We start from the raw sequence: 19,158 nt of genomic DNA, 5'->3' as shown, positions 1-19,158 counted from the left end.
GTCACGGCCCGCCCGGGAACGGCCCCGGGGACGGCCGGGGAACGGCCGTGGGACGACCTGGGGACGGCCCGGATGGCTAGCCCACGAGCACGACCTCCAGCGTGCGCGGCCCGTGGACGCCCTCCACGCGGTCGAGCTCGATGTCGCTCGTCGCCGACGGGCCGGAGATCCAGGTCAGCGGCCGGGCCGGGTCGAGGCGTTCGAGCGCCTGCGGCACCGAGGAGACGACCTGCTCCGGCACGCGGACGACACAGATGTGGTGGTCGGGGATCAGGGTGATCCGGCGCCGGCCCTGGCCGGGGGAGCCGTCGAGGACGATGGTGCCGGTCTCGGCGATCGCCACCGCGCAGCCGGTGACCACGCTGTCCACCGTGTCGAGCTCGTGGGGCGTGCTCGCGGCGCGGTCGTCCACCCGGGTCACCGAGCAGTCGGCGAGCCAGCTCTCGTCCAGCCCCGGCGGCACCAGCACCGACTCCACCCCGCGCGCGGCCAGCAGCCGTGCCACCAGCCCCGGCACCTCCCCAAAGGCGCACCGGTGCACGACGGCCCGGTAGTCCGCCAGGTTCTCCGCCAGCAGCTCCACCGTCTGCTCGACGGTCCGCTCGCCGTGCTCGCGCAGATAGTCCCGGGGCACCGCCTGCTCGTAGGCAAGGTCGTCCGCCGGCACGTCCGCGAGGGCCCGCCGCACCCGGCCCAGGATCCGCTCCCTGCTGCTCACTCGGCTCACTTGGCTCCGTCCTTCCCGCCGCGCGTGCGCTGCCACCAGTCCCGGAACGGCTCCGCCGGCACCGCCGGCAACTCCCGGCTGCCCGTCCACGCCCGGCCGGGCCCCGGCAGCGTGCGGGGATGGAAGCGGCGGGTGCGCGAGGCCAGCCGCTGTCCGGCACCCAGCGCGCCGGGATGGGTGAACGCCCAGCGTGCCGCCCGCATCGCGGCGCGCTCGGCGGCGTGCCCCTTGGCGGGCCTGAGCACGACCTTGTTGCCGCCGCGCACCGCAGGTCCGCCCTCGACGACGCGTTCCCGCAGATGCACCAGCACCTCGGGGATGTCGATCGCGACCGGGCACACCTCGTAGCACGCCCCGCACAGCGACGACGCGTACGGCAGCGAGGCGTCGATCTCGCTGCCCGTGCCCCGGAGTTGGGGGCTGAGGATCGCGCCGATCGGGCCGGGGTAGACCGACCCGTAGGCGTGTCCGCCCGCCCGCTCGTACACCGGGCAGACGTTGAGGCACGCCGAGCAGCGGATGCAGCGCAGGGCCTGGCGTCCGACCTGGTCGGCGAGGGTGTCGGTGCGGCCGTTGTCGAGCAGCACCAGATGGAACGTCCGCGGACCGTCGCCGTCCGCCGTTCCCGTCCACGTCGACGTGTACGGGTTCATGCGCTCGGCAGTGGAGGAGCGGGGGAGGGTCTGCAGGAACACCTCCAGGTCCCGCCAGGTCGGCACGATCTTCTCGATGCCGACGACCGAGATCAGCGTCTCGGGCAGGGTCAGGCACATCCGCCCGTTGCCCTCGGACTCCACGACGACCAGCGTGCCCGTCTCGGCGACCATGAAGTTGGCGCCGGAGATACCGACCTTGGCCCGCAGGAACTTCTCCCGCAGATGCAGCCGCGCCGCCTCGGCGAGTTCGGCGGGCGTGTCGGTGAGGCCCTCGGGAGCGGGACGGCCCCAGCCGGCCATCTCCGAGCGGAAGATGTCCCGGATCTCGCCCCGGTTGCGGTGGATCGCCGGGACCAGGATGTGGGAGGGCCGGTCGTGACCCAACTGAACGATCAGTTCGGCGAGATCGGTCTCGTAGGCGCGGATGCCCTCCGCCTCGAGCGCCTCGTTCAGTCCGATCTCCTGCGTGGCCATCGACTTGACCTTGACGACCTCCGACTCACCGGTCGCCCTGACCAGTTCGGTGACGATCCGGTTGGCCTCCTCGGCATCGGCCGCCCAGTGCACCACACCGCCCGCCGCGGTCACCGACTCCTCCAACTGCACGAGGTAGCGCTCGAGGTGGCGCAGCGTGTGGTCCTTGATCCGGCTGCCGGCCTCCCGCAGCGCCGCCCAGTCGGAGACCTCGGCGACCGCCTTGGCCCGCTTGGCGCGGATGGTGTGGGTGGCGTGCCGCAGATTGCCGCGCAGCGTCCGGTCGTTCACCGCCTCGTGCGCCGCCACCGGGAACGCCGGGGGCGTGGGCGGGGGAAACGCAGGCATCCCCAGATACGTCCCGCTCATACCGCCGGCTCCTCCTCCGTGCTCGCCAGGATCTCCGCGATGTGCACCGGCCGCATGCCCACCTTCAGCCGGGCCATGGTCCCGCCGATGTGCATCAGGCAGGAGTTGTCGGCGGCGCACAGCACCTGCGCACCCGTCGACTCGGCGTGACGCACCTTGTCCGCGCCCATCGCCGCCGAGACGTCGGGGTTCTTCACCGCGAACGTGCCGCCGAACCCGCAGCACTCCTCGGCGCCCGGCAACTCCACCAACTCCAGCCCCTCGACGGCCTCCAGCAGCCGCCGCGGCCGGTCGCCCAGCCCCAGTGAGCGCAGTCCGTGGCAGGTCGGGTGGTAGGTGACGGTGTGCGGATACCAGGCGCCGACGTCCGTCACGCCGAGCACGTCCACCAGGAACTCCGTCAGCTCGTACGTCTTCGGCACGACCGGCGCCACCGCCTCGGCCAGCGCGTCCCCGCGCCCCTCGGCCCGGGCCCGCTCACCCATGCGCGGATACAGCTCCCGCACCATCGCCCCGCACGACCCCGACGGCGTCACGATGGCGTCGTAGTCGCGGAAGACCTCGGCGTAGCGCCGGGCCAGCGGCTCCGCCTCGTGCCGGTAGCCGGTGTTGTAGTGGGCCTGCCCGCAGCAGGTCTGCGCGGCGGGGAAGTCCACGTCGACGCCCAGCCTGTGCAGCAGCCGCACCACGGCCCGGCCGGTGTCCGGATAGAGCGTGTCGTTGACGCAGGTCAGGAACAGGGCGACACGCATCGCGGCTCCTCGGGAATCGATCATCGGACGAGTGCAGGGTAATCGGCTCGCCAGGGGCCGGGGGAGGCCCGGCTCACGCTGCGGCGAGCCGGGCCTCGGCCGCCCGCCACCGCCCTGTGCCGCCGCGCGGCTCGTACCGCGTCAGCGGCTGGGTGCGCACCAGCAGACGCCGCATGTCGGTCAGATCGCCGACCAGGCCGTGCGCCCGGGCCTGCACCAGCACGTTGCCGAGCGCGGCCGCCTCCGTCGGACCCGCCACCACCGGCAGACCGCAGGCGTCGGCGGTCAGCTGGCACAGCAGCGCGTTGCGGGTGCCCCCGCCGACCACGTGCACCACGTCCACCGGATGCCCGGCGAGCCGCTGCGCGTCCTGAACCGCCCGCCGGTGGGCGAGCGCCAGGGAGTCCAGGATGCAGCGCGTGATCTCACCCGGCGTGCCCGGCACGGGCTGACCGGACGCCCGGCACGCCTCGGCGATCCGCTCCGGCATCCGGCCCGGCGCCAGGAACGCCGCGTCCCCGGCGTCGACCACCGACCGCAGCGCCGGCGCCGCGGCCGCCTCCCGCAGCAGCGCGCCCAGATCCCGCTCGCCCCAGGCCCGCTGGCACTCCTGGAGCAGCCACAGCCCCATGATGTTGCGCAGGTGGCGGACCGTGCCGTCCAGGCCCAGCTCGTTGGTGAAGTTGGCGGCCCGGCTCTCCTCGGTCAGTACCGGCGCGTCCAGCTCCAGACCGGCCAGCGACCAGGTGCCGGTGCAGATGTACGCGAACCGCTCGCCCGTCGCCGGGACCGCCGCCACCGCCGACGCCGTGTCGTGCGAGCCGACCGCCGTCACCGGCACCGGCCCGCCGAGCCCCGTCTCCCGCAGCACCTCGTCCCGCAAGCCGCCCGCCGGATCACCGGGCTCCCGCAGCGGCGCGAACAGCCCCAGGTCGATCCCGAGCCGTTCGGCGATGCCGTACGCCCACGACCGCGTCCGGGGATCGATCAGCTGGGTGGTGGAGGCGTTGGTCAGCTCGGTGCCCTGCTCCCCGGTCAGCCAGTACGTCAGCAGGTCGGGGATGAGCAACAGCCGCTCGGCGAGCGCGAACTGGGCGGTGCCGACTGCCGCCGTCAGCTGGTAGAGCGTGTTGAAGGGCGCGTACTGGATGCCGGTCGCCGCGTACAGCTCGGCCGCCGGAACCGTCGCCCACACCTTCTCCGCGACGCCCTCGGTGCGCGGGTCGCGGTAGTGCACCGGGTTGCCGAGCAGCGCCCCGTCGGCATCCAGCAGACCGTGGTCGACGGCCCAGCTGTCGATGCCGACGGAGTCCACCCGGCCGGCCGCCCGCAGCCCGTCCAGCACCCCGGCGTACAGCGCCAGGATGTCCCAGCGCAGCCCCTCGGGCGTGTGCACGGGCCGGTTGGGGAAGCGGTGCGCCTCGGTCAGCTCCAGCGAGTCCGGGCCGACCCGTCCGGTCATCACCCGTCCGCTGGAGGCGCCGAGATCGACCGCGGCGTACGCCTTCACGCGCCCGCTCATCGCAGGAAGGCGGCGGCGACGCCGGCGTCGACCGGGACGTGCAGGCCGGTGGTGTGGGTCAGGTCGCCACCGGTGAGCGCGAAGACGGCGTTCGCGACGTGCTCGGGCAGCACCTCCCGCTTGAGGAGGGTCCGCTGCGCGTAGAACTCGCCCAGCTTCTCCTCCTCCACCCCGTACACGGCCGCCCGCTGGGCGCCCCAGCCGCCCGCGAAGATGCCCGAGCCGCGCACCACGCCGTCCGGGTTGACGCCGTTGACCCGGATCCCGTGCTCGCCCAGCTCGGCGGCCAGCAGCCGTACCTGGTGGGCCTGGTCGGCCTTGGTGGCGGAGTAGGCGATGTTGTTCGGCCCGGCGAAGACGGCGTTCTTGGACGCGATGTAGACGATGTCACCGCCGAGTTCCTGCGCGATCATCACCCGGGCGGCCTCCCGCGAGACGAGGAAGGAACCGCGCGCCATGATGCCGTGCTGCAGGTCCCAGTCCTTCGCGGTCGTCTCCAGCAGCGGCTTGGAGATGGAGATCCCGGCGTTGTTCACCACCAGGTCGACCCCGCCGAAGGCGAGGACGGCCTCACGGAAGGAGGCGGCGATCTGCTCCTCGTCCGTGACGTCCACGGTCACCGCGACGGCCCTGTCCGGCCCGCCCAGTTCCTCGGCGACCTTGGCGGCGTTCTCCCCGTCCAGGTCGGCGACGACGACACACGCCCCCTCCGCCACCAGCCGGTGGGCGATCGCCTTCCCGATGCCGCTGCCGGCGCCGGTCACCAGCGCCACCCGGGTCGCCAGCGCCTTGGGCTTCGGCATCCGCCGGAGCTTGGCCTCCTCCAGCGCCCAGTACTCGATGCGGAACTTCTCCGACTCCTCGATCGGCGCGTACGCCGAGACGGCCTCGGCCCCGCGCATCACGTTGACGGCGTTGACGTAGAACTCGCCGGCCACCCGCGCGGTCTGCTTGTCCTTGCCGAAGGAGAACATGCCCACGCCCGGCACCAGCACGATCGCCGGGTCGGCGCCGCGCATCGCGGGGGAGTCGGGCGTCGCGTGCCGCTCGTAGTAGGCGGCGTACTCCTCGCGGTAGGCGGTGTGCAGTTCCTTCAGCCGGCCGACCGCCTCCTGAAGCGGCGCGGTCGGCGGCAGATCCAGCACCAGCGGCCGCACCTTGGTCCGCAGGAAGTGGTCCGGGCACGAGGTTCCCAGCGCCGCCAGCCGCGGATGCTCTGCCCTCGACAGGAAGTCGAGGACCACCTCGGAGTCGTCGAAGTGCCCGACCTGCGCCCGGTCCTGCGAGGCGACGGCCCGCACATACGGCGCCAGCGCCGCCGCCCGCTCCCGCCGCCGGGCCTCGTCCAGCGGCTGGTAACCCTCGATCACGGGCCCGAAGGGTTCCTCCTTGCCCCGCTCGGCGAGGAACTTCTCCGCGGTGCGGATGATGTGCAGCGAGTTGCGCTCGCACTCCTCGGAGGTGTCACCCCAGGCGGTGATCCCGTGCCCACCGAGGACGCAGCCGATGGCCTGCGGATGGGCCTCCTTGATCGCCGCGATGTCCAGCCCCAGCTGGAACCCGGGCCGCCGCCACGGCACCCAGACCACGGTGTCGCCGAAACACTCGGCGGTCAGCTTCTCCCCGTCGGCGGCACACGCCAGCGCGATGCCGGAGTCCGGGTGCAGATGATCGACGTGCGGGGCGTCGACGAGGCCGTGCATGGCGGTGTCGATGGACGGGGCGGCCCCGCCCTTGCCGTGCAGGCAGTAGTCGAATGCGGCGACCATCTCGTCCTCACGCTCCACACCGGGATACACGCCGACGAGCGCCCGCAACCGATCGAGCCGCAACACGGCCAGCCCGCTCTCGGTGAGCGTGCCGAGGTCGCCTCCCGACCCCTTCACCCACATCAGCTCCACGTCCCCACCGGTGACGGGATCGGTGGCGGTGCCCTTGGCGGAGGCGTTGCCGCCGGCGTAGTTGGTGTTACGCGGATCGGAGCCGAGCCGATGCGAACGGGCGAGGAGAGCGGCGGCTTCGGGGTGGGTGGACATGGAGATTCCTCAGCTTCTCGAGAAGGGGGAGTGGACTTTCCTGGGGACGCGGGGAACGGCGCGACCAGCCACAAACGGCCCCGCACTCCGCGACGAACAACAACCCGGCAGGCGCCTCACGCCCCCCACCCGGCCTGCTCCCCACCGACCCGCTCAGCCTCGATCTTCTCGGCCCACCCGGAACGGGCATACGCAGCGAGGGGCGAGGGATCCAACCCCATCTCCTCCCGCACCTCCCGGAGCAACGGCCGCACATCGGTGTTGAACGCATCCATCAGCACGGCGTTGGCACCGAGCACGTCACCCGAGGCCTGAGCCTCGGCCAACGCCGACCGATCGACGAGCAGCGCCTTCGCCGTCGCCTCCTGCACATTCATCACCGAACGGACGATCGCCGGGATCTTCGCCTCGATGTTGTGGCACTGGTCGAGCATGAACGCCACCTCGGAGGTGAGCCCGCCCCCGCGCACGACCTCGAACATGATCCGGAACAGCTGGAAAGGATCGGCCGCCCCCACCATCAGGTCGTCGTCCGCGTAGAACCGCGAGTTGAAGTCGAACCCGCCGAGCTTGCCCTCCCGCAGCAGCGTGGCGACGATGAACTCGATGTTGGTGCCGGGCGCGTGATGCCCCGTGTCCACGACTACCTGGGCCTTCTCGCCCAGCCGAAGACAGTGCGCGTAGGCCGTCCCCCAGTCCGGCACATCCGTCGTGTAGAAGGCCGGCTCGAACAGCTTGTACTCCAGCAGCATCCGCTGCCCCTCGCCCAGCCGCTCGTACACCTCGGCCAGCCCCTCGGCGAGCCGGTCCTGCCGGGCGCGGATGTCGTCCTGCCCCGGATAGTTCGTGCCGTCCGCGAACCACAGCTTGAGATCGGCGGAGCCCGTCGCGTCCATGATGTCGACGCACTCCAGCAGATGGTCCACGGCCTTGCGGCGCACCGCCGCGTCCGGGTGGCAGATGCTGCCGAGCTTGTAGTCGTCGTCCTGGAAGGTGTTGGAGTTGATCGCGCCCAGCTTCAGCCCGCGCTCCTCGGCGTGCTTGGCCAGCGCCGCGTAGTCGTCGACCCTGTCCCAGGGGATGTGCAGTGCCACCGTCGGCGCGACACCCGTCACGGCGTGCACCTGCGCCGCGTCGTCCAGCTTCTCGTACGGGTCACGGGGTACGCCCGCCTGGGCGAACACCTTGAAGCGGGTCCCGGAGTTCCCGTACGCCCATGACGGCGTCTCGACGGCCTGGGTCTTGAGCGCGGCCTTCACCGCGGCGAGGTCGGTCACTTCCGGACTCCTGGTGGCATCGGTGAATCAGGGGATCGATGCGACGGCAACGCGCTACGCCATCGGTGAAACGATTCAGGAGGCGAAGCTATGAGCCCCCTGGAGGCGTGTCAAGACCCCGGTCGAGCCCTCTTCGTCGTAACCTGGGCGTGACCTTCTGGCGTCGAAAGTTTTTCGATACGAACCCATTGACGCAGACGAGTGACGCTGCCTACGGTCCCGGCAATCCAGTTGAAACCTTTCACGGCGCCGCGAAGGTCCGACCCGCCGGCGTCGCCGAGGAGCCCTCATGACCCACCCGCCCGACTCGGGGCCGGTCCCGGTGCTGGCGCTCAAGGACGTCTCGAAGTCCTTCGGCGCCGTACGGGCCCTGCGGGACGTCCGTCTGGAGCTGTTCCCCGGCGAGGTGCACGCCCTCGCCGGGGAGAACGGCGCCGGGAAGTCGACCCTGATCAAGACGCTCGCCGGGGTGCACCGACCGGACGCCGGCCAGGTGCTGCTCGACGGCCGTCCCGTCACCTTCCACGGCCCCGGCGACGCCCGCGACGCGGGGATCGCCGTGATCTACCAGGAGCCCACGCTCTTCCCCGACCTGTCGATCGCCGAGAACATCTTCATGGGCCGCCGGCCCAGGAAGGCACTCGGCCGCATCGACCACAAGGCCACCCATGCCGCCACGCTCGCCCTGATGCAGCGCCTCGGCGTCGACCTCGACCCCGACCGCCCGGCGCGCGGCCTGTCCATCGCCGACCAGCAGATCGTCGAGATCGCCAAGGCGCTCTCCTTCGACGCCCGCGTACTGATCATGGACGAGCCGACCGCCGCCCTCACCGGCAGCGAGGTGGCCCGCCTCTTCGGGGTCGTCCGCACCCTGAGCGAGCAGGGCGCCGCGGTGCTGTTCATCTCCCACCGGCTGGAGGAGATCTTCCAGATCTGCCGGAAGGTCACCACCCTGCGCGACGGCGCCTGGATCGCCAGCGAGCCGCTGGACGGCATGACCGAGGACGACCTGGTGCGCCGCATGGTCGGCCGCGACCTCGACGAGCTGTACCCCAAGCAGGACGTCCGGCCCGGCGAAGTCGCCCTGAGCGTCAGGCGGTTGACCCGGGAGGGCGTGTTCACCGACATCTCCTTCGAGGTGCGCGGCGGTGAGATCGTCGGCCTCGCCGGTCTGGTCGGCGCCGGCCGCACCGAGGTCGCCCGGGCCGTCTTCGGCATCGACCGCTGGGACGCGGGCGAGGTCGAGGTCGACGGCCGCAGGCTCACCAACGGCGCGCCCTCCACCGCGATGGCCGCCGGACTCGCGCTCGTGCCCGAGGACCGGCGGGCCCAGGGCCTGGTGATGGACATGTCCATCGAACGCAACATCGGCCTCACCGGCCTGCGCACCACCGTGAAGGCCGGCCTCATGGACCGCGGCGCCGAACGCAGCCGCTCCCTCGACTGGGCGGTCAAGCTCCATGTGAAGTACGCCCGGATCGCGGACGCCGTCTCCACCCTCTCCGGCGGCAACCAGCAGAAGGTCGTCCTCGCCAAGTGGCTGGCCACCAGCCCCCGGGTGCTCATCGTCGACGAGCCGACCCGCGGCATCGACGTCGGCACCAAGGCCGAGGTGCACCGGCTGCTGTCCCAGCTCGCCGCCGACGGCGTCGCCGTCCTGATGATCTCCTCCGACCTGCCCGAGATCCTCGGCATGGCCGACCGCGTGCTCGTGATGCACGAGGGCCGGCTGGCCGCCGAGATCCCTCGCTCCGAAGCCACCGAGGAAACCGTGATGGCCGCCGCCACCGGGAGGGCCGCCGCATGACGGCCACCGCTCGTGTCAGGAGGGCCGCCGCATGACGGCCACCGCTCGTGTCAGGGGGCTCCGTCGCATGACCCCCTCCGTCTCCGTCAGGAGGGCCGCATGACCGTGACCGCTCCCGACCACGCCCCCGTCGCCGACGTGCCCAAGTCCGGCGGCACCCGCCTCGTCGACCGCGTCTTCAAGATGCGCGAACTCGCCATCCTGGTCGTCTTCCTGGTGATGATCGCCGTCACCCAGGCCGGCAACAGCCAGTTCCTGTCCGAACAGGGCATCAAGGACCTGCTGCTGAACGCGACGATCCTGGTGCTGGTCGCCACCGGCCAGTCCCTCGTCGTCATCACCCGCAACGTCGACCTGTCCGTCGGCTCCACCCTCGGCATCAGCGCCTTCGCCGCGGGCACCCACCTCCAGGGCGGCGGCAACCCCGTCGTGGCGATCGTCCTCGCCGTCCTGCTCGGCATCGGCTTCGGGCTGCTCAACGGCCTGCTCGTCAGCCTCGGCCAGGTGCCCGCCCTGGTCGTGACCCTCGGCACGCTCTACATCATCCGCGGCGTCGACTCCATCTGGGTCGGCTCCCGCCAGATCACGGCGGCCGACCTGCCCGGCTCCTTCGTGGACTTCGGCTCCGGCGGCTTCTCCGCCGTCCCGTACCTGGCGCTGATCGCTCTCGTCGTGCTCGTCGCGACGGCCTACTACCTCAAGCACTACGGCAGCGGACGCGAGCTGTACGCGCTCGGCTCCAATCCGGAGGCCGCGCGGCTCGCCGGCATCCCGGTGCGCAAGCGCATCCTCGCCGCGTACACCTTCTGCGGTGCGCTCGCCGGACTCGCCGGTGCCATGTACCTCGCCCGGTTCGGCAACGTCGACTCCGGCACCGGCAGCGGCTACGAACTCACCGTCGTCAGCGCGGTGGTGGTCGGCGGCGTCGTCTTCACCGGCGGCTCCGGCAGCGTCTACGGCGCCGCGCTGGGCGCGCTGCTGCTGACCTCCGTCAACAGCGTGCTGCCCGCGCTGGGCGTCAGCAGCGTATGGGTGCTCGCCATCAACGGCGCGCTGCTGCTGCTCGCCATCGCGGTCGACCGGATCGTCGCCCTGCGGGTGGCCGCCGCCCTGAAGAAGAAGTCGGCCCATGTGAAGCCGCTCCCGCAGAAGGGGGACACCCGCCATGCCTGAGTCCCTGACCCGTGCCGTCCGCTGGGACACGGTGGTCGGTGTCCTGCTGATCGTCCTGCTCCTGCTGTCGTTCTCCCTCGTGGACGGCTTCGGCAACGCGCTGAACCTGTCCTTCCTCATCGGCAACACCCTGCCGATCGCCCTCATCGCCCTGCCGATGACCCTGCTCGTCGTCTCCGGTGAGATCGACCTGTCGGTCGCCTCCACCGCCGGGCTGTCCGGCGCGGTGATGGGCCGACTGTGGAACGAGGGCATGGCCATCGAGACGATCATCCCGCTCTGCCTCCTGCTCGGGGTGGTCTGCGGCCTGGTCAACGGCCTGCTCGTGACCCGCCTCGGCCTGCCCTCGCTCGCCGTCACCATCGGCACGCTCGCCCTCTACCGGGGCATCGCGCAGATCGTGCTCGGCTCGAACGCGGTGACCGACTTCCCGTCCCAGTACCTGGACTTCGCCGCCGGCCGGATCGGGGACAGCTTCCTGCCGCAGGCCTTCCTGCCCTTTCTCGCGCTGCTCGTCGTCGCCGTAGTCGTCTTGCACGCCACCCCGTTCGGGCGGTCGCTGTTCGCGATCGGCGCGAGCGAGGAGGCGGCGCGGTTCGCGGGCATCCGGGTCAGGAGGTCCAAGCTGCTGCTGTTCGTCGCGACCGGGTTCATGGCCTCGCTGACCGGGATCTTCTGGGCCCTGCACTATGCGAGTGCGCGCTATGACAATGCCACGGGTCTCGAACTGTCCGTCGTCGCCGCCGTGTTGCTCGGCGGCATCGACTTCGACGGCGGCAAGGGCACGCTGGGCGGCGCGATCGCCGGGGTGTTCCTGCTGGGTGCGTTGCAGAACGTGATGAGTCTGCTCAACGTCTCTGCGCAGTCGCAGATCGTCGTGACCGGGGTGTTGCTCGTGGTTTCCGTGCTCGGGCCCCGCGTCGCGCGTCAGGTCGCCGTTGCGCGGGCGGCGGCTCGCTCCGCGGCTCGCTCCGCCGGTTAGGCCGTCTTGCGGTTGCGGGCCGGTTGTGGCTGGTCCCGCCCGCGCTGCGGAGCCGCACATCGATTCAGCCCCGCGCCCCTGAAGGGGCGCGTTCAGCTCCCCCTCCTTTCTAAGGACCCATGCCATGCGCAAGCAATCCCTCCGCCGTACCTGTGTTGCCCTCGCCGCTCTCACCACCCTCTCCCTCGCCGCCACCGCCTGCGGTGGCACCACGAAGAACGACGTTCAGAACGAGGGCTCCGGGTCCGGGGCCGCCGCCGGCAAGGCCGACCCCCATGCCGCCACCAAGAAGGGGCTGACCGTCGGATTCCTGCCGAAGCAGGTCAACAACCCCTACTTCACCAGCGCCGACAACGGCGGCCAGAAGGCGCTCACCGAACTGGGCAGCACGTACAAGGAGGTCGGTCCGTCGAGCGCCACCGACACCTCCGGGCAGGTCTCCTACGTCAACACGCTCACCCAGCAGCAGGTGAACGCCATGGCCGTGTCGGCGCAGGACCCCGGCGCCCTGTGCACCGCGTTGAAGCAGGCCATGCGCAACGGCATCAAGGTCGTCACCTACGACTCCGACACCAAGACCGACTGCCGCAACGCCTTCGTCTCGCAGGCATCCGCCGAGGACCTCGGCCGCACCGAGGTGCAGCTCCTCGCCCAGCAGATCGGCTACAAGGGCGAGATCGCGATCCTGTCCGCCGCGCAGACCGCGACGAACCAGAACACCTGGATCGGCTACATGAAGGACGAGCTGAAGGACCCCAAGTACAAGGACGTCAAGCTCGTCAAGATCGCCTACGGCAACGACGACCCGCAGCAGTCCTTCCAGCAGACCCAGGGCCTGCTCCAGGAGCACCCGGACCTGAAGGGGATCATCTCCCCGACCACCGTCGGCATCAAGGCGGCCGCCCAGTACCTGTCCGGCTCCAAGTACAAGGGCAAGGTCAAGCTGACCGGCCTCGGCACCCCCAACGACATGCGCAAGTACGTCAAGAACGGCACCGTCGACGCGTTCGAGCTGTGGGACCCGGCCGAGCTCGGCGACCTCGCCGCCCGTACCGCCGTCGCGCTGGCGTCCGGCCAGATCACCGGCAAGGAGGGCGAGACGTTCAAGGCCGGCTCCACGACGTACACGATCGGCGAGGACGGCGTGATCAGCCTCGGCAAGCCGACCGTGTTCGACGCCAAGAACATCGACCGGTTCGACTTCTGATCCACGAGGGGGGGCACTCACCGATGCAGCGCGTCTGCTTCCTGCTGAAGGTCCGCGAGGAGCGGATCGCCGAGTACCGGGAGCGGCATGCCGCCGTGTGGCCGGAGATGCGCGCGGCCCTCTCGGCCACCGGCTGGCACAATTACTCGCTCTTCCTGCGCGACGACGGCCTGCTGGTCGGCTATCTGGAGACGGAGGACTTCGAGGCCGCCAGGGCCGGGATGGAGGTCACCGAGGTAAACGCCCGCTGGCAGGCCGAGATGGGGCCCTTCTTCGAGTCGCTCGGCGGTTCCCGTCCCGACGAGGCGATGAAACCGCTCACCGAGGTCTTTCACCTCGCGTGACGTAGTGTGAAGCTCTCCCCGCCGCTCCAGAACCCCAGGAGGTCCCTGCCCGATGGCCCAGTCGGTGGGTATCAAGGACGTCGCCCGCGCCGCCGGAGTGTCCGTCGGCACGGTGTCGAACGTGATCAACCGGCCGGACACGGTCGCCCATGAGACCCGGGCGCGGGTACTGTCCGCGATCGAGCGGCTCGGCTACGTCCGCAGCGAGTCCGCGCGCCAGCTGCGCGCGGGCCGCAGCCGGATCATGGGGCTGCTCGTACTGGACATGGGCAACCCGTTCTTCGTGGACGTCGCGCGCGGCGCCGAGCGGGCCGCGCGCGAGGCAGGGCTCGGCGTGATGGTGTGCAACAGCGCGCAGAGCGCCGGTGAGGAGGCCGAGTACCTCTCCCTCTTCGCCGAACAGCGCGTGCGAGGCGTGCTGCTCACCCCCACCGACGCCTCCGGCCGCAACATCGGCGCCTTCCGCCGGCACGGCATCCCGTTCGTGCTGGTCGACCGGGTCGCCGAGGGCGCCGCCGAGTGCTCGGTGTCCGTCGACGACGTCGCCGGCGGCGCCCTGGCGGTGCGGCACCTGGTGGACGCCGGGCACCGCTCGATCGCCTACGTCAGCGGCCCGCCCGGACTGAACCAGGTCCGCGACCGCCGCACCGGCGCCCTGAGCGCCCTCGCCGAGGCGGGACTCGGCCCCGAAGCGCTGCGCGAGATCCCCACCGAGCGCCTCGACGTCGCCGCCGGCCGGGACGCCGGTGCCCGCCTGCTCGGCCTCGCCGACCGGCCCACGGCCGTGTTCTGCGCCAACGACCTGCTCGCTCTCGGCGTGCTCCAGGCCATGTACGCCGCCGGGGTCGGCGTCCCCGACGACCTCGCGATCGTCGGCTACGACGACATCGAGTTCGCCGCCGCCGCGGCCGTCCCGCTCACCTCGGTGCGTCAGCCCGCCGTCACCATCGGCGCGCTCGCCGCCGAGCTGCTGCTGGAGGAGACGGAGGAGCGCGGCAAGCAGCCGCACGAGCACCGCCGCGTGGTGCTCCAGCCGGAGCTGGTGGTGCGCCGCTCCAGCCTGCCGGGCCGCTGATCCACCGGTCAGCGCCGTGGCAACCGTCGTCGCCCCGGCGGCGCACGGCGGCCCGGCGTGTGCTGGACTGGGAGCCGTCCGCACCCACCGCCCGCACCGGGGAGACGCGTTGACCGACCGCTACCGCCAGCCCGGCGTCCATCTCACCGACCGCCGCTTCACCGTGCCGCTCGACCACGCCGACCCTTCGGGGGAGACCATCGAGCTGTACGCCCGCGAGGTGGTCGCGAGCGACAAGGCCCGCCAGGACCTGCCGTGGCTGGTCTACCTCCAGGGCGGCCCCGGCTTCGGCGCACAGCGCTTCACCGGCCGCACGGGCTGGCTGGACCGCGCGCTGCGCGAGTTCCGTGTGCTGCTGCTGGACCAGCGCGGCACCGGCGCCTCCACACCCGCCAACCGCCAGACCCTGCCGCTGCGCGGCGGCCCGGCCGCGCAGGCCGACTACCTCACGCACTTCCGCGCCGACTCCATCGTCCGCGACTGCGAGGCCATCCGCCCGCAGGTCACCGGCGGCGCCCCCTGGACGGTGCTCGGGCAGAGTTTCGGCGGGTTCTGCACCGTCCACTACCTGTCCACCGCCCCCGAGGGCCTGGCCACCGCGCTGATCACCGGCGGGCTGCCGTCCCTCGACGCCCACGCCGACGACGTCTACCGGGCCGCCTACCCGCGCATCGAACGCAAGGTCGCCGCGCACTACGCCCGCTACCCGCAGGACGTCGAGCGGGCCCGCCGTATCGCCGAGCACCTTCTCGGCAACGACGTGGTCCTGCCCGGCGGGTACCGGCTCACCGTCGAGGCCTTCCAGTCCCTCGGCATCCACCTGGGCACCGGCGACGGCAGCCACCGCCTGCACTACCTGCTGGAGGACGCGTTCGTCCCCACCCCGGGCGGCCGGCAGCTGTCGGACGCCTTCCAGGAAGAGGTGCGCGGGCTGTTGTCGTACGGCCCGCACCCGCTGTACGCCCTCGTGCACGAGTCGATCTACGGCCAGGACGCCCGCCCCACCGCCTGGGCCGCCGAACGGGTCCGCGCCGAGTTCCCGCAGTTCGACGCGGTGAAGGCGCTCGCGGGCGACGGACCGCTGCTGTTCACCGGCGAGACCGTCCACCCCTGGATGTTCGACTGCGACCCGGCGCTGCGCCCGCTGAAGGAGACCGCCGAACTGCTCGCCGCCCGCACCGACTGGACGCCCCTGTACGACCGTGAGCGCCTGGCGGGCAACGAGGTGCCGGTCGCCGCGGCCGTCTACCACGACGACATGTACGTCGACGCGGACCACTCCCTCGCGACCGCCCGCGCGATCCGCGGTCTGCGCACCTGGGTGACCGACGAGTTCGAGCACGACGGGGTGCGCGTGGGCGGCCCGCGCGTCCTGGACCGGTTGCTGGCCCTCGCCCGCGACGAGGTGTGAGGTCCCACCCCCCCCGCAAGATCCACAAAGGCCGGACCGCTGTCACCGGCAGGGGTTAGTCTGCGCCCATGACCGAGCCGACGACAGCGTTGCAGCCCCTGCCCGAGGACTGGCAGCGGGCCCTGGCCGTGGTGGCCCACCCGGACGATCTCGAGTACGGCTGCTCGGCGGCCGTCGCCGCCTGGACCGACGCCGGCCGTGAGGTCGCGTACGTCCTGGCGAGCCGGGGCGAGGCCGGCATCGACACGCTGGAGCCCGCCGTGTGCGGCCCGCTGCGCGAACGGGAGCAGCGGGCGAGCGCGGCGGTCGTCGGCGTGTCGAGCGTGGAGTTCCTCGACCACCACGACGGGGTGATCGAGTACGGTCCCGCGCTGCGCCGGGACATCGCCGCCGCGATCCGCCGCCACCGGCCCGAACTGGTCATCACCCTCAACCACCGGGACACGTGGGGCGGCGTCGCCTGGAACACCCCCGATCACGTGGCGGTCGGCCGGGCCACGCTCGACGCCGCCGCCGACGCGGGCAACCGCTGGATCTTCCCCGAACTGACCGAGCAGGGACTCGAACCCTGGAACGGCGTGCGCTGGGTCGCGGTCGCCGGCTCGGCCTCGCCCACCCACGCCGTGGACGCATCGCCGGGCCTGGAGCGCGCGGTGCGCTCGCTGCTGGAACACCACACGTACATCGAGGCGTTGACCGACGAGGACCCGCAGAAGTACGCCCGCGGCTTCCTCATGGCGAACGCCGAGGCGGTGGCGGAGCGCTTCGGTGGGCGTCCGGCCGTGGCCTTCGAACTGTTCAGCAGATGACGCGGCAGCCGACGACACCCGGGGGAGAGGCACCCATGGACACCAGCCAGGCACTGGCCGACCGCTTCGAGGAACACCGCGGGCATCTGCGGTCCGTGGCCTACCGCATGCTCGGCTCGCTGGCCGAGGCGGAGGACGCGGTGCAGGAGACCTGGCTGAAGCTCAGCCGCACCGACACCGACGCCATCGGCAACCTCGGCGGCTGGCTGACCACGGTGACCGGCCGGGTCTGCCTCGATCTGCTGCGCTCGCGCAACGCGCGCCGCGAGGAGTCGATCGACGACCGGTTCGACACCTACGTCCCGGACCCCGAACTGCGGCCGCTCGCCCGGCTCGACCCGGAGCAGGAGATCCTGCACGCCGACTCGGTCGGCCTCGCCCTCCTGGTCGTCCTGGAGAACCTCGAGCCGGACGAACGGCTCGCGTTCGTGCTGCACGACATGTTCGCCGTGCCCTTCGACGACATCGCGCCGATCGTGGACCGCACCCCGGCCGCCACCAGGCAGCTCGCCAGCCGCGCCCGGCGCCGGGTGCGCGGCGCCGAGCCGGCCGCCGAGCCGGACCTCGGGCGGCAGAAGCAGGTCCTGGAGGCCTTCCTCGCCGCCTCGCGTGCCGGCGACTTCGAGGCGCTGGTCGGCGTGCTCCACCCGGAGGTCGTCCTGCGCGTCGACGCCGGGGCACTGGTGCGGGGCGCGGGCTCCTCCAAGGTGCTCCAGGGCGCGAAGTCGGTGGCCGAGCAGGCGCTGCTGTTCTCCCGGTTCGCGCCGTCCGCGCGGATGGTGCTGGTCAACGGCGCGCTCGGGTTCGTCAACATGCCGGAGGGGGGTCCTGCTTCGGTCATGGGCCTCACCGTCGCCGACGGCCGCATCACGGGCATGTACATCCTCTCCGACCCCGAGCGGCTGGAGCGGCTGGACCTCGAGGCCTTCGCCGGCTGACCCGGCTCAGCTCCCGGCCCCGTGGGCGGGACAGCGAGGTGGCTGCGGCTCGTCCGCACGCTCGTCGCCGCCCGCGCGCGGGGCCGGGCCCCCGGCGGGCGCCCGGCGCTCCAGCCGCAGCCGCAGCCCCTCCGGCATCAGGGTGAGCCGTTCGGCCACCCGCAGCCGGTAGCCGGGGTCGGGCAGGAAGGAGTAGCGGCGCAGCAGAAGCCCGAGGACCAGGGTGGCCTCGTGCAGCGCGAACTGGCGGCCGATGCAGGCGCGCGCCCCGGTGCCGAACGGCTTGAAGACGTGCCCGGGCCGGGCCCGTACGGCCGCGGCGTCGAAGCGGTCCGGGTCGAACCGCTCTGCGTTCGCACCCCACACCTCGGGGTCGCGGTGCAGCATCGGCGTCAGCACCAGCGCCCAGGCACCGCGCCGCATGGGGTGGTCCCCGGCGAGCACGGTGTCCTCGCGCGCCTCCCGGGCGAAGGCGGGCGCCGTCGGCCACAGCCGTAGCGACTCGTCGAGCACCCGGCGCACGTACCGCAGCTTGGCCACCTGCTCGTAGGCCGGCACCTCCGCCCCACCCCACACCCGCTCGACCTCGGCACGGGCGCGGGCGGCGACCTCGGGGTGCCGGGCGAGGTAGTACAGGGCGAAGGAGAGCGCGCCGGAGGTGGTCTCGTGCCCGGCGACCAGGAAGGTGATGACCTGCCGCCGCACGTTCAGCGCGGACAGCCGCTCCCCGGTCTCCGGATGAGCGGTCTCCAGCATCCGGTCGAGCAGGTCGCCGTCGCCGCCGCCCGTGGCGCGCCGGGCGCGCACCACCTCGTCGACGGTCCGGTTCAGATACGCCATGTCGGCAGTGTTGCGCCGGGTCGCGCCCCGCAGCAGGAGCGGGGCCACGGGCGCGGGCACGGTGTTGAGCCGCTGGGCGTAGCTGAGAGTGCCGACCATGGCGGTCACGAAGGGGTGCAGCCGGGGCCGCTCGAAGGAGCCGAAGTCGTGGCCGAAGCCGGTGCGGGAGATGGTCTCCAGGGTCAGCTTGGTCATGTCGCCGGGCACGTCGACGCCGTGGCCCGCTGCGGCGGCCCGGTCCCAGTGCTCGGTCAGCCGCGCGGCGACGTCCAGCATCATCGGGTGGTAGGCCGCCATCGCCTCCCTGCTGAAGCCCGGCGCCAGCACGTCGTGCGCGAGCTGCCAGTTGGGCTCGTCGTTGTACGCCGTGAACAGCGCGTCCCCGACGACCGGGCGCAGATTGGCGATGCCGAGGCCCACGTGCTTGGCGAAGCGGGACTCGTCGGAGAGGTCCTTGACGAGGGCGCCGCCCCACACGAGCACGAACTCCTTGCCGAAGGCCCGCCGCCGGAAGATCGGGCCGAGCCGGCGGCCGAGCCGCACCGAGTCCTGCACGGGAGTGGTCCGGTTCGCGCCGAGGACGTCACCGAGCAGGGGCAGCCGGTGCGGTGGGTGCGGAATGCGGTGCAGCTCGGGCCAGCCCAGCTCGGCGCTGCGGAACCCCCTGGTCTGACGTCCGTGGTCCGCCCTGGCGTCGGCCATGCGCGATCTCCCTTGATCCTGCGGCATGTTGAGCAGTGTTGTACGTCGGTTCAATAA

Annotated in this window: 16 protein-coding genes; 9 read left to right on the top strand and 7 right to left on the bottom strand. The window is 72.0% G+C overall.

The features are described 5' to 3' along the window. Window positions 1-76 precede the first annotated feature (76 nt). The 6 genes from ACZ67Q_RS13700 to rhaI all read right to left on the bottom strand — a co-directional run bounded on the left by ACZ67Q_RS13700 (window position 77) and on the right by rhaI (window position 7,813). Complete coding sequence (locus ACZ67Q_RS13700) at window positions 77-718, bottom strand: LutC/YkgG family protein (RefSeq protein WP_471181095.1); 642 nt, start codon at window positions 716-718, stop codon at window positions 77-79. 5 nt (window positions 719-723) lie between these two features. After that, window positions 724-2,226 (bottom strand): lactate utilization protein B, encoded by a 1,503-nt coding sequence (locus tag ACZ67Q_RS13695; RefSeq protein ID WP_471180710.1) that lies wholly within the window; start codon window positions 2,224-2,226, stop codon window positions 724-726. Beyond that, on the bottom strand, window positions 2,223-2,978 hold the full coding sequence (locus ACZ67Q_RS13690; protein ID WP_471180707.1) for a (Fe-S)-binding protein: 756 nt from the start codon (window positions 2,976-2,978) through the stop codon (window positions 2,223-2,225). The genes ACZ67Q_RS13695 and ACZ67Q_RS13690 overlap by 4 nt, the downstream gene beginning before the upstream one ends. Before the next feature lie 73 nt (window positions 2,979-3,051). After that, window positions 3,052-4,500, bottom strand: a complete 1,449-nt coding sequence (locus tag ACZ67Q_RS13685) for a rhamnulokinase (protein WP_471180704.1) — start codon at window positions 4,498-4,500, stop codon at window positions 3,052-3,054. Next, a complete protein-coding gene (locus ACZ67Q_RS13680; RefSeq protein ID WP_471180702.1) occupies window positions 4,497-6,536 on the bottom strand; it encodes a bifunctional aldolase/short-chain dehydrogenase in 2,040 nt (679 codons plus the stop codon). The genes ACZ67Q_RS13685 and ACZ67Q_RS13680 overlap by 4 nt, the downstream gene beginning before the upstream one ends. A 116-nt stretch (window positions 6,537-6,652) precedes the next feature. Then, the gene (gene rhaI / locus ACZ67Q_RS13675) at window positions 6,653-7,813 is read right to left on the bottom strand and encodes an L-rhamnose isomerase (protein ID WP_471180699.1); all 1,161 of its coding nucleotides are present in this window, start codon (window positions 7,811-7,813) and stop codon (window positions 6,653-6,655) included. A gap of 289 nt (window positions 7,814-8,102) precedes the next feature. On the opposite strand from rhaI, the gene ACZ67Q_RS13670 reads away from it, so the two are divergent. The 9 genes from ACZ67Q_RS13670 to ACZ67Q_RS13630 all read left to right on the top strand — a co-directional run bounded on the left by ACZ67Q_RS13670 (window position 8,103) and on the right by ACZ67Q_RS13630 (window position 17,559). Next, window positions 8,103-9,620: a sugar ABC transporter ATP-binding protein gene (locus ACZ67Q_RS13670; protein WP_471180696.1), complete on the top strand. Its 1,518-nt coding sequence runs from the start codon at window positions 8,103-8,105 to the stop codon at window positions 9,618-9,620. 99 nt (window positions 9,621-9,719) lie between these two features. Further along, a complete protein-coding gene (locus tag ACZ67Q_RS13665; protein WP_471180694.1) occupies window positions 9,720-10,793 on the top strand; it encodes an ABC transporter permease in 1,074 nt (357 codons plus the stop codon). Continuing rightward, entirely contained in the window at window positions 10,786-11,775 is a 990-nt protein-coding gene (locus ACZ67Q_RS13660; RefSeq protein ID WP_471180691.1) for an ABC transporter permease, read from the top strand. The genes ACZ67Q_RS13665 and ACZ67Q_RS13660 overlap by 8 nt, the downstream gene beginning before the upstream one ends. A gap of 124 nt (window positions 11,776-11,899) precedes the next feature. Next, entirely contained in the window at window positions 11,900-12,982 is a 1,083-nt protein-coding gene (gene rhaS / locus ACZ67Q_RS13655) for a rhamnose ABC transporter substrate-binding protein (protein WP_471180688.1), read from the top strand. A 23-nt stretch (window positions 12,983-13,005) separates the two neighbouring features. Continuing rightward, window positions 13,006-13,326: an L-rhamnose mutarotase gene (locus ACZ67Q_RS13650; protein ID WP_471180685.1), complete on the top strand. Its 321-nt coding sequence runs from the start codon at window positions 13,006-13,008 to the stop codon at window positions 13,324-13,326. A 52-nt stretch (window positions 13,327-13,378) separates the two neighbouring features. After that, on the top strand, window positions 13,379-14,401 hold the full coding sequence (locus ACZ67Q_RS13645; RefSeq protein ID WP_471180682.1) for a LacI family DNA-binding transcriptional regulator: 1,023 nt from the start codon (window positions 13,379-13,381) through the stop codon (window positions 14,399-14,401). Window positions 14,402-14,510: 109 nt separating this feature from the next. After that, window positions 14,511-15,812, top strand: a complete 1,302-nt coding sequence (locus ACZ67Q_RS13640; RefSeq protein WP_471180680.1) for an alpha/beta fold hydrolase — start codon at window positions 14,511-14,513, stop codon at window positions 15,810-15,812. 68 nt (window positions 15,813-15,880) lie between these two features. Continuing rightward, window positions 15,881-16,621, top strand: a complete 741-nt coding sequence (locus ACZ67Q_RS13635; RefSeq protein ID WP_471180677.1) for a PIG-L deacetylase family protein — start codon at window positions 15,881-15,883, stop codon at window positions 16,619-16,621. 35 nt (window positions 16,622-16,656) lie between these two features. Beyond that, a complete protein-coding gene (locus ACZ67Q_RS13630) occupies window positions 16,657-17,559 on the top strand; it encodes a sigma-70 family RNA polymerase sigma factor (protein WP_471180675.1) in 903 nt (300 codons plus the stop codon). Between the two features lie 6 nt (window positions 17,560-17,565). Here ACZ67Q_RS13630 and ACZ67Q_RS13625 read toward each other — a convergent pair whose 3' ends face one another. Further along, window positions 17,566-19,101 (bottom strand): cytochrome P450, encoded by a 1,536-nt coding sequence (locus ACZ67Q_RS13625; protein WP_471180672.1) that lies wholly within the window; start codon window positions 19,099-19,101, stop codon window positions 17,566-17,568. Window positions 19,102-19,158 lie beyond the last annotated feature (57 nt).

It is taken from the genome of Streptomyces sp. NPDC036813 (genome assembly GCF_055609245.1).
Note: the sequence above shows the minus strand (reverse complement) of the source record. Positions and strands in the feature narration are given on the sequence as shown.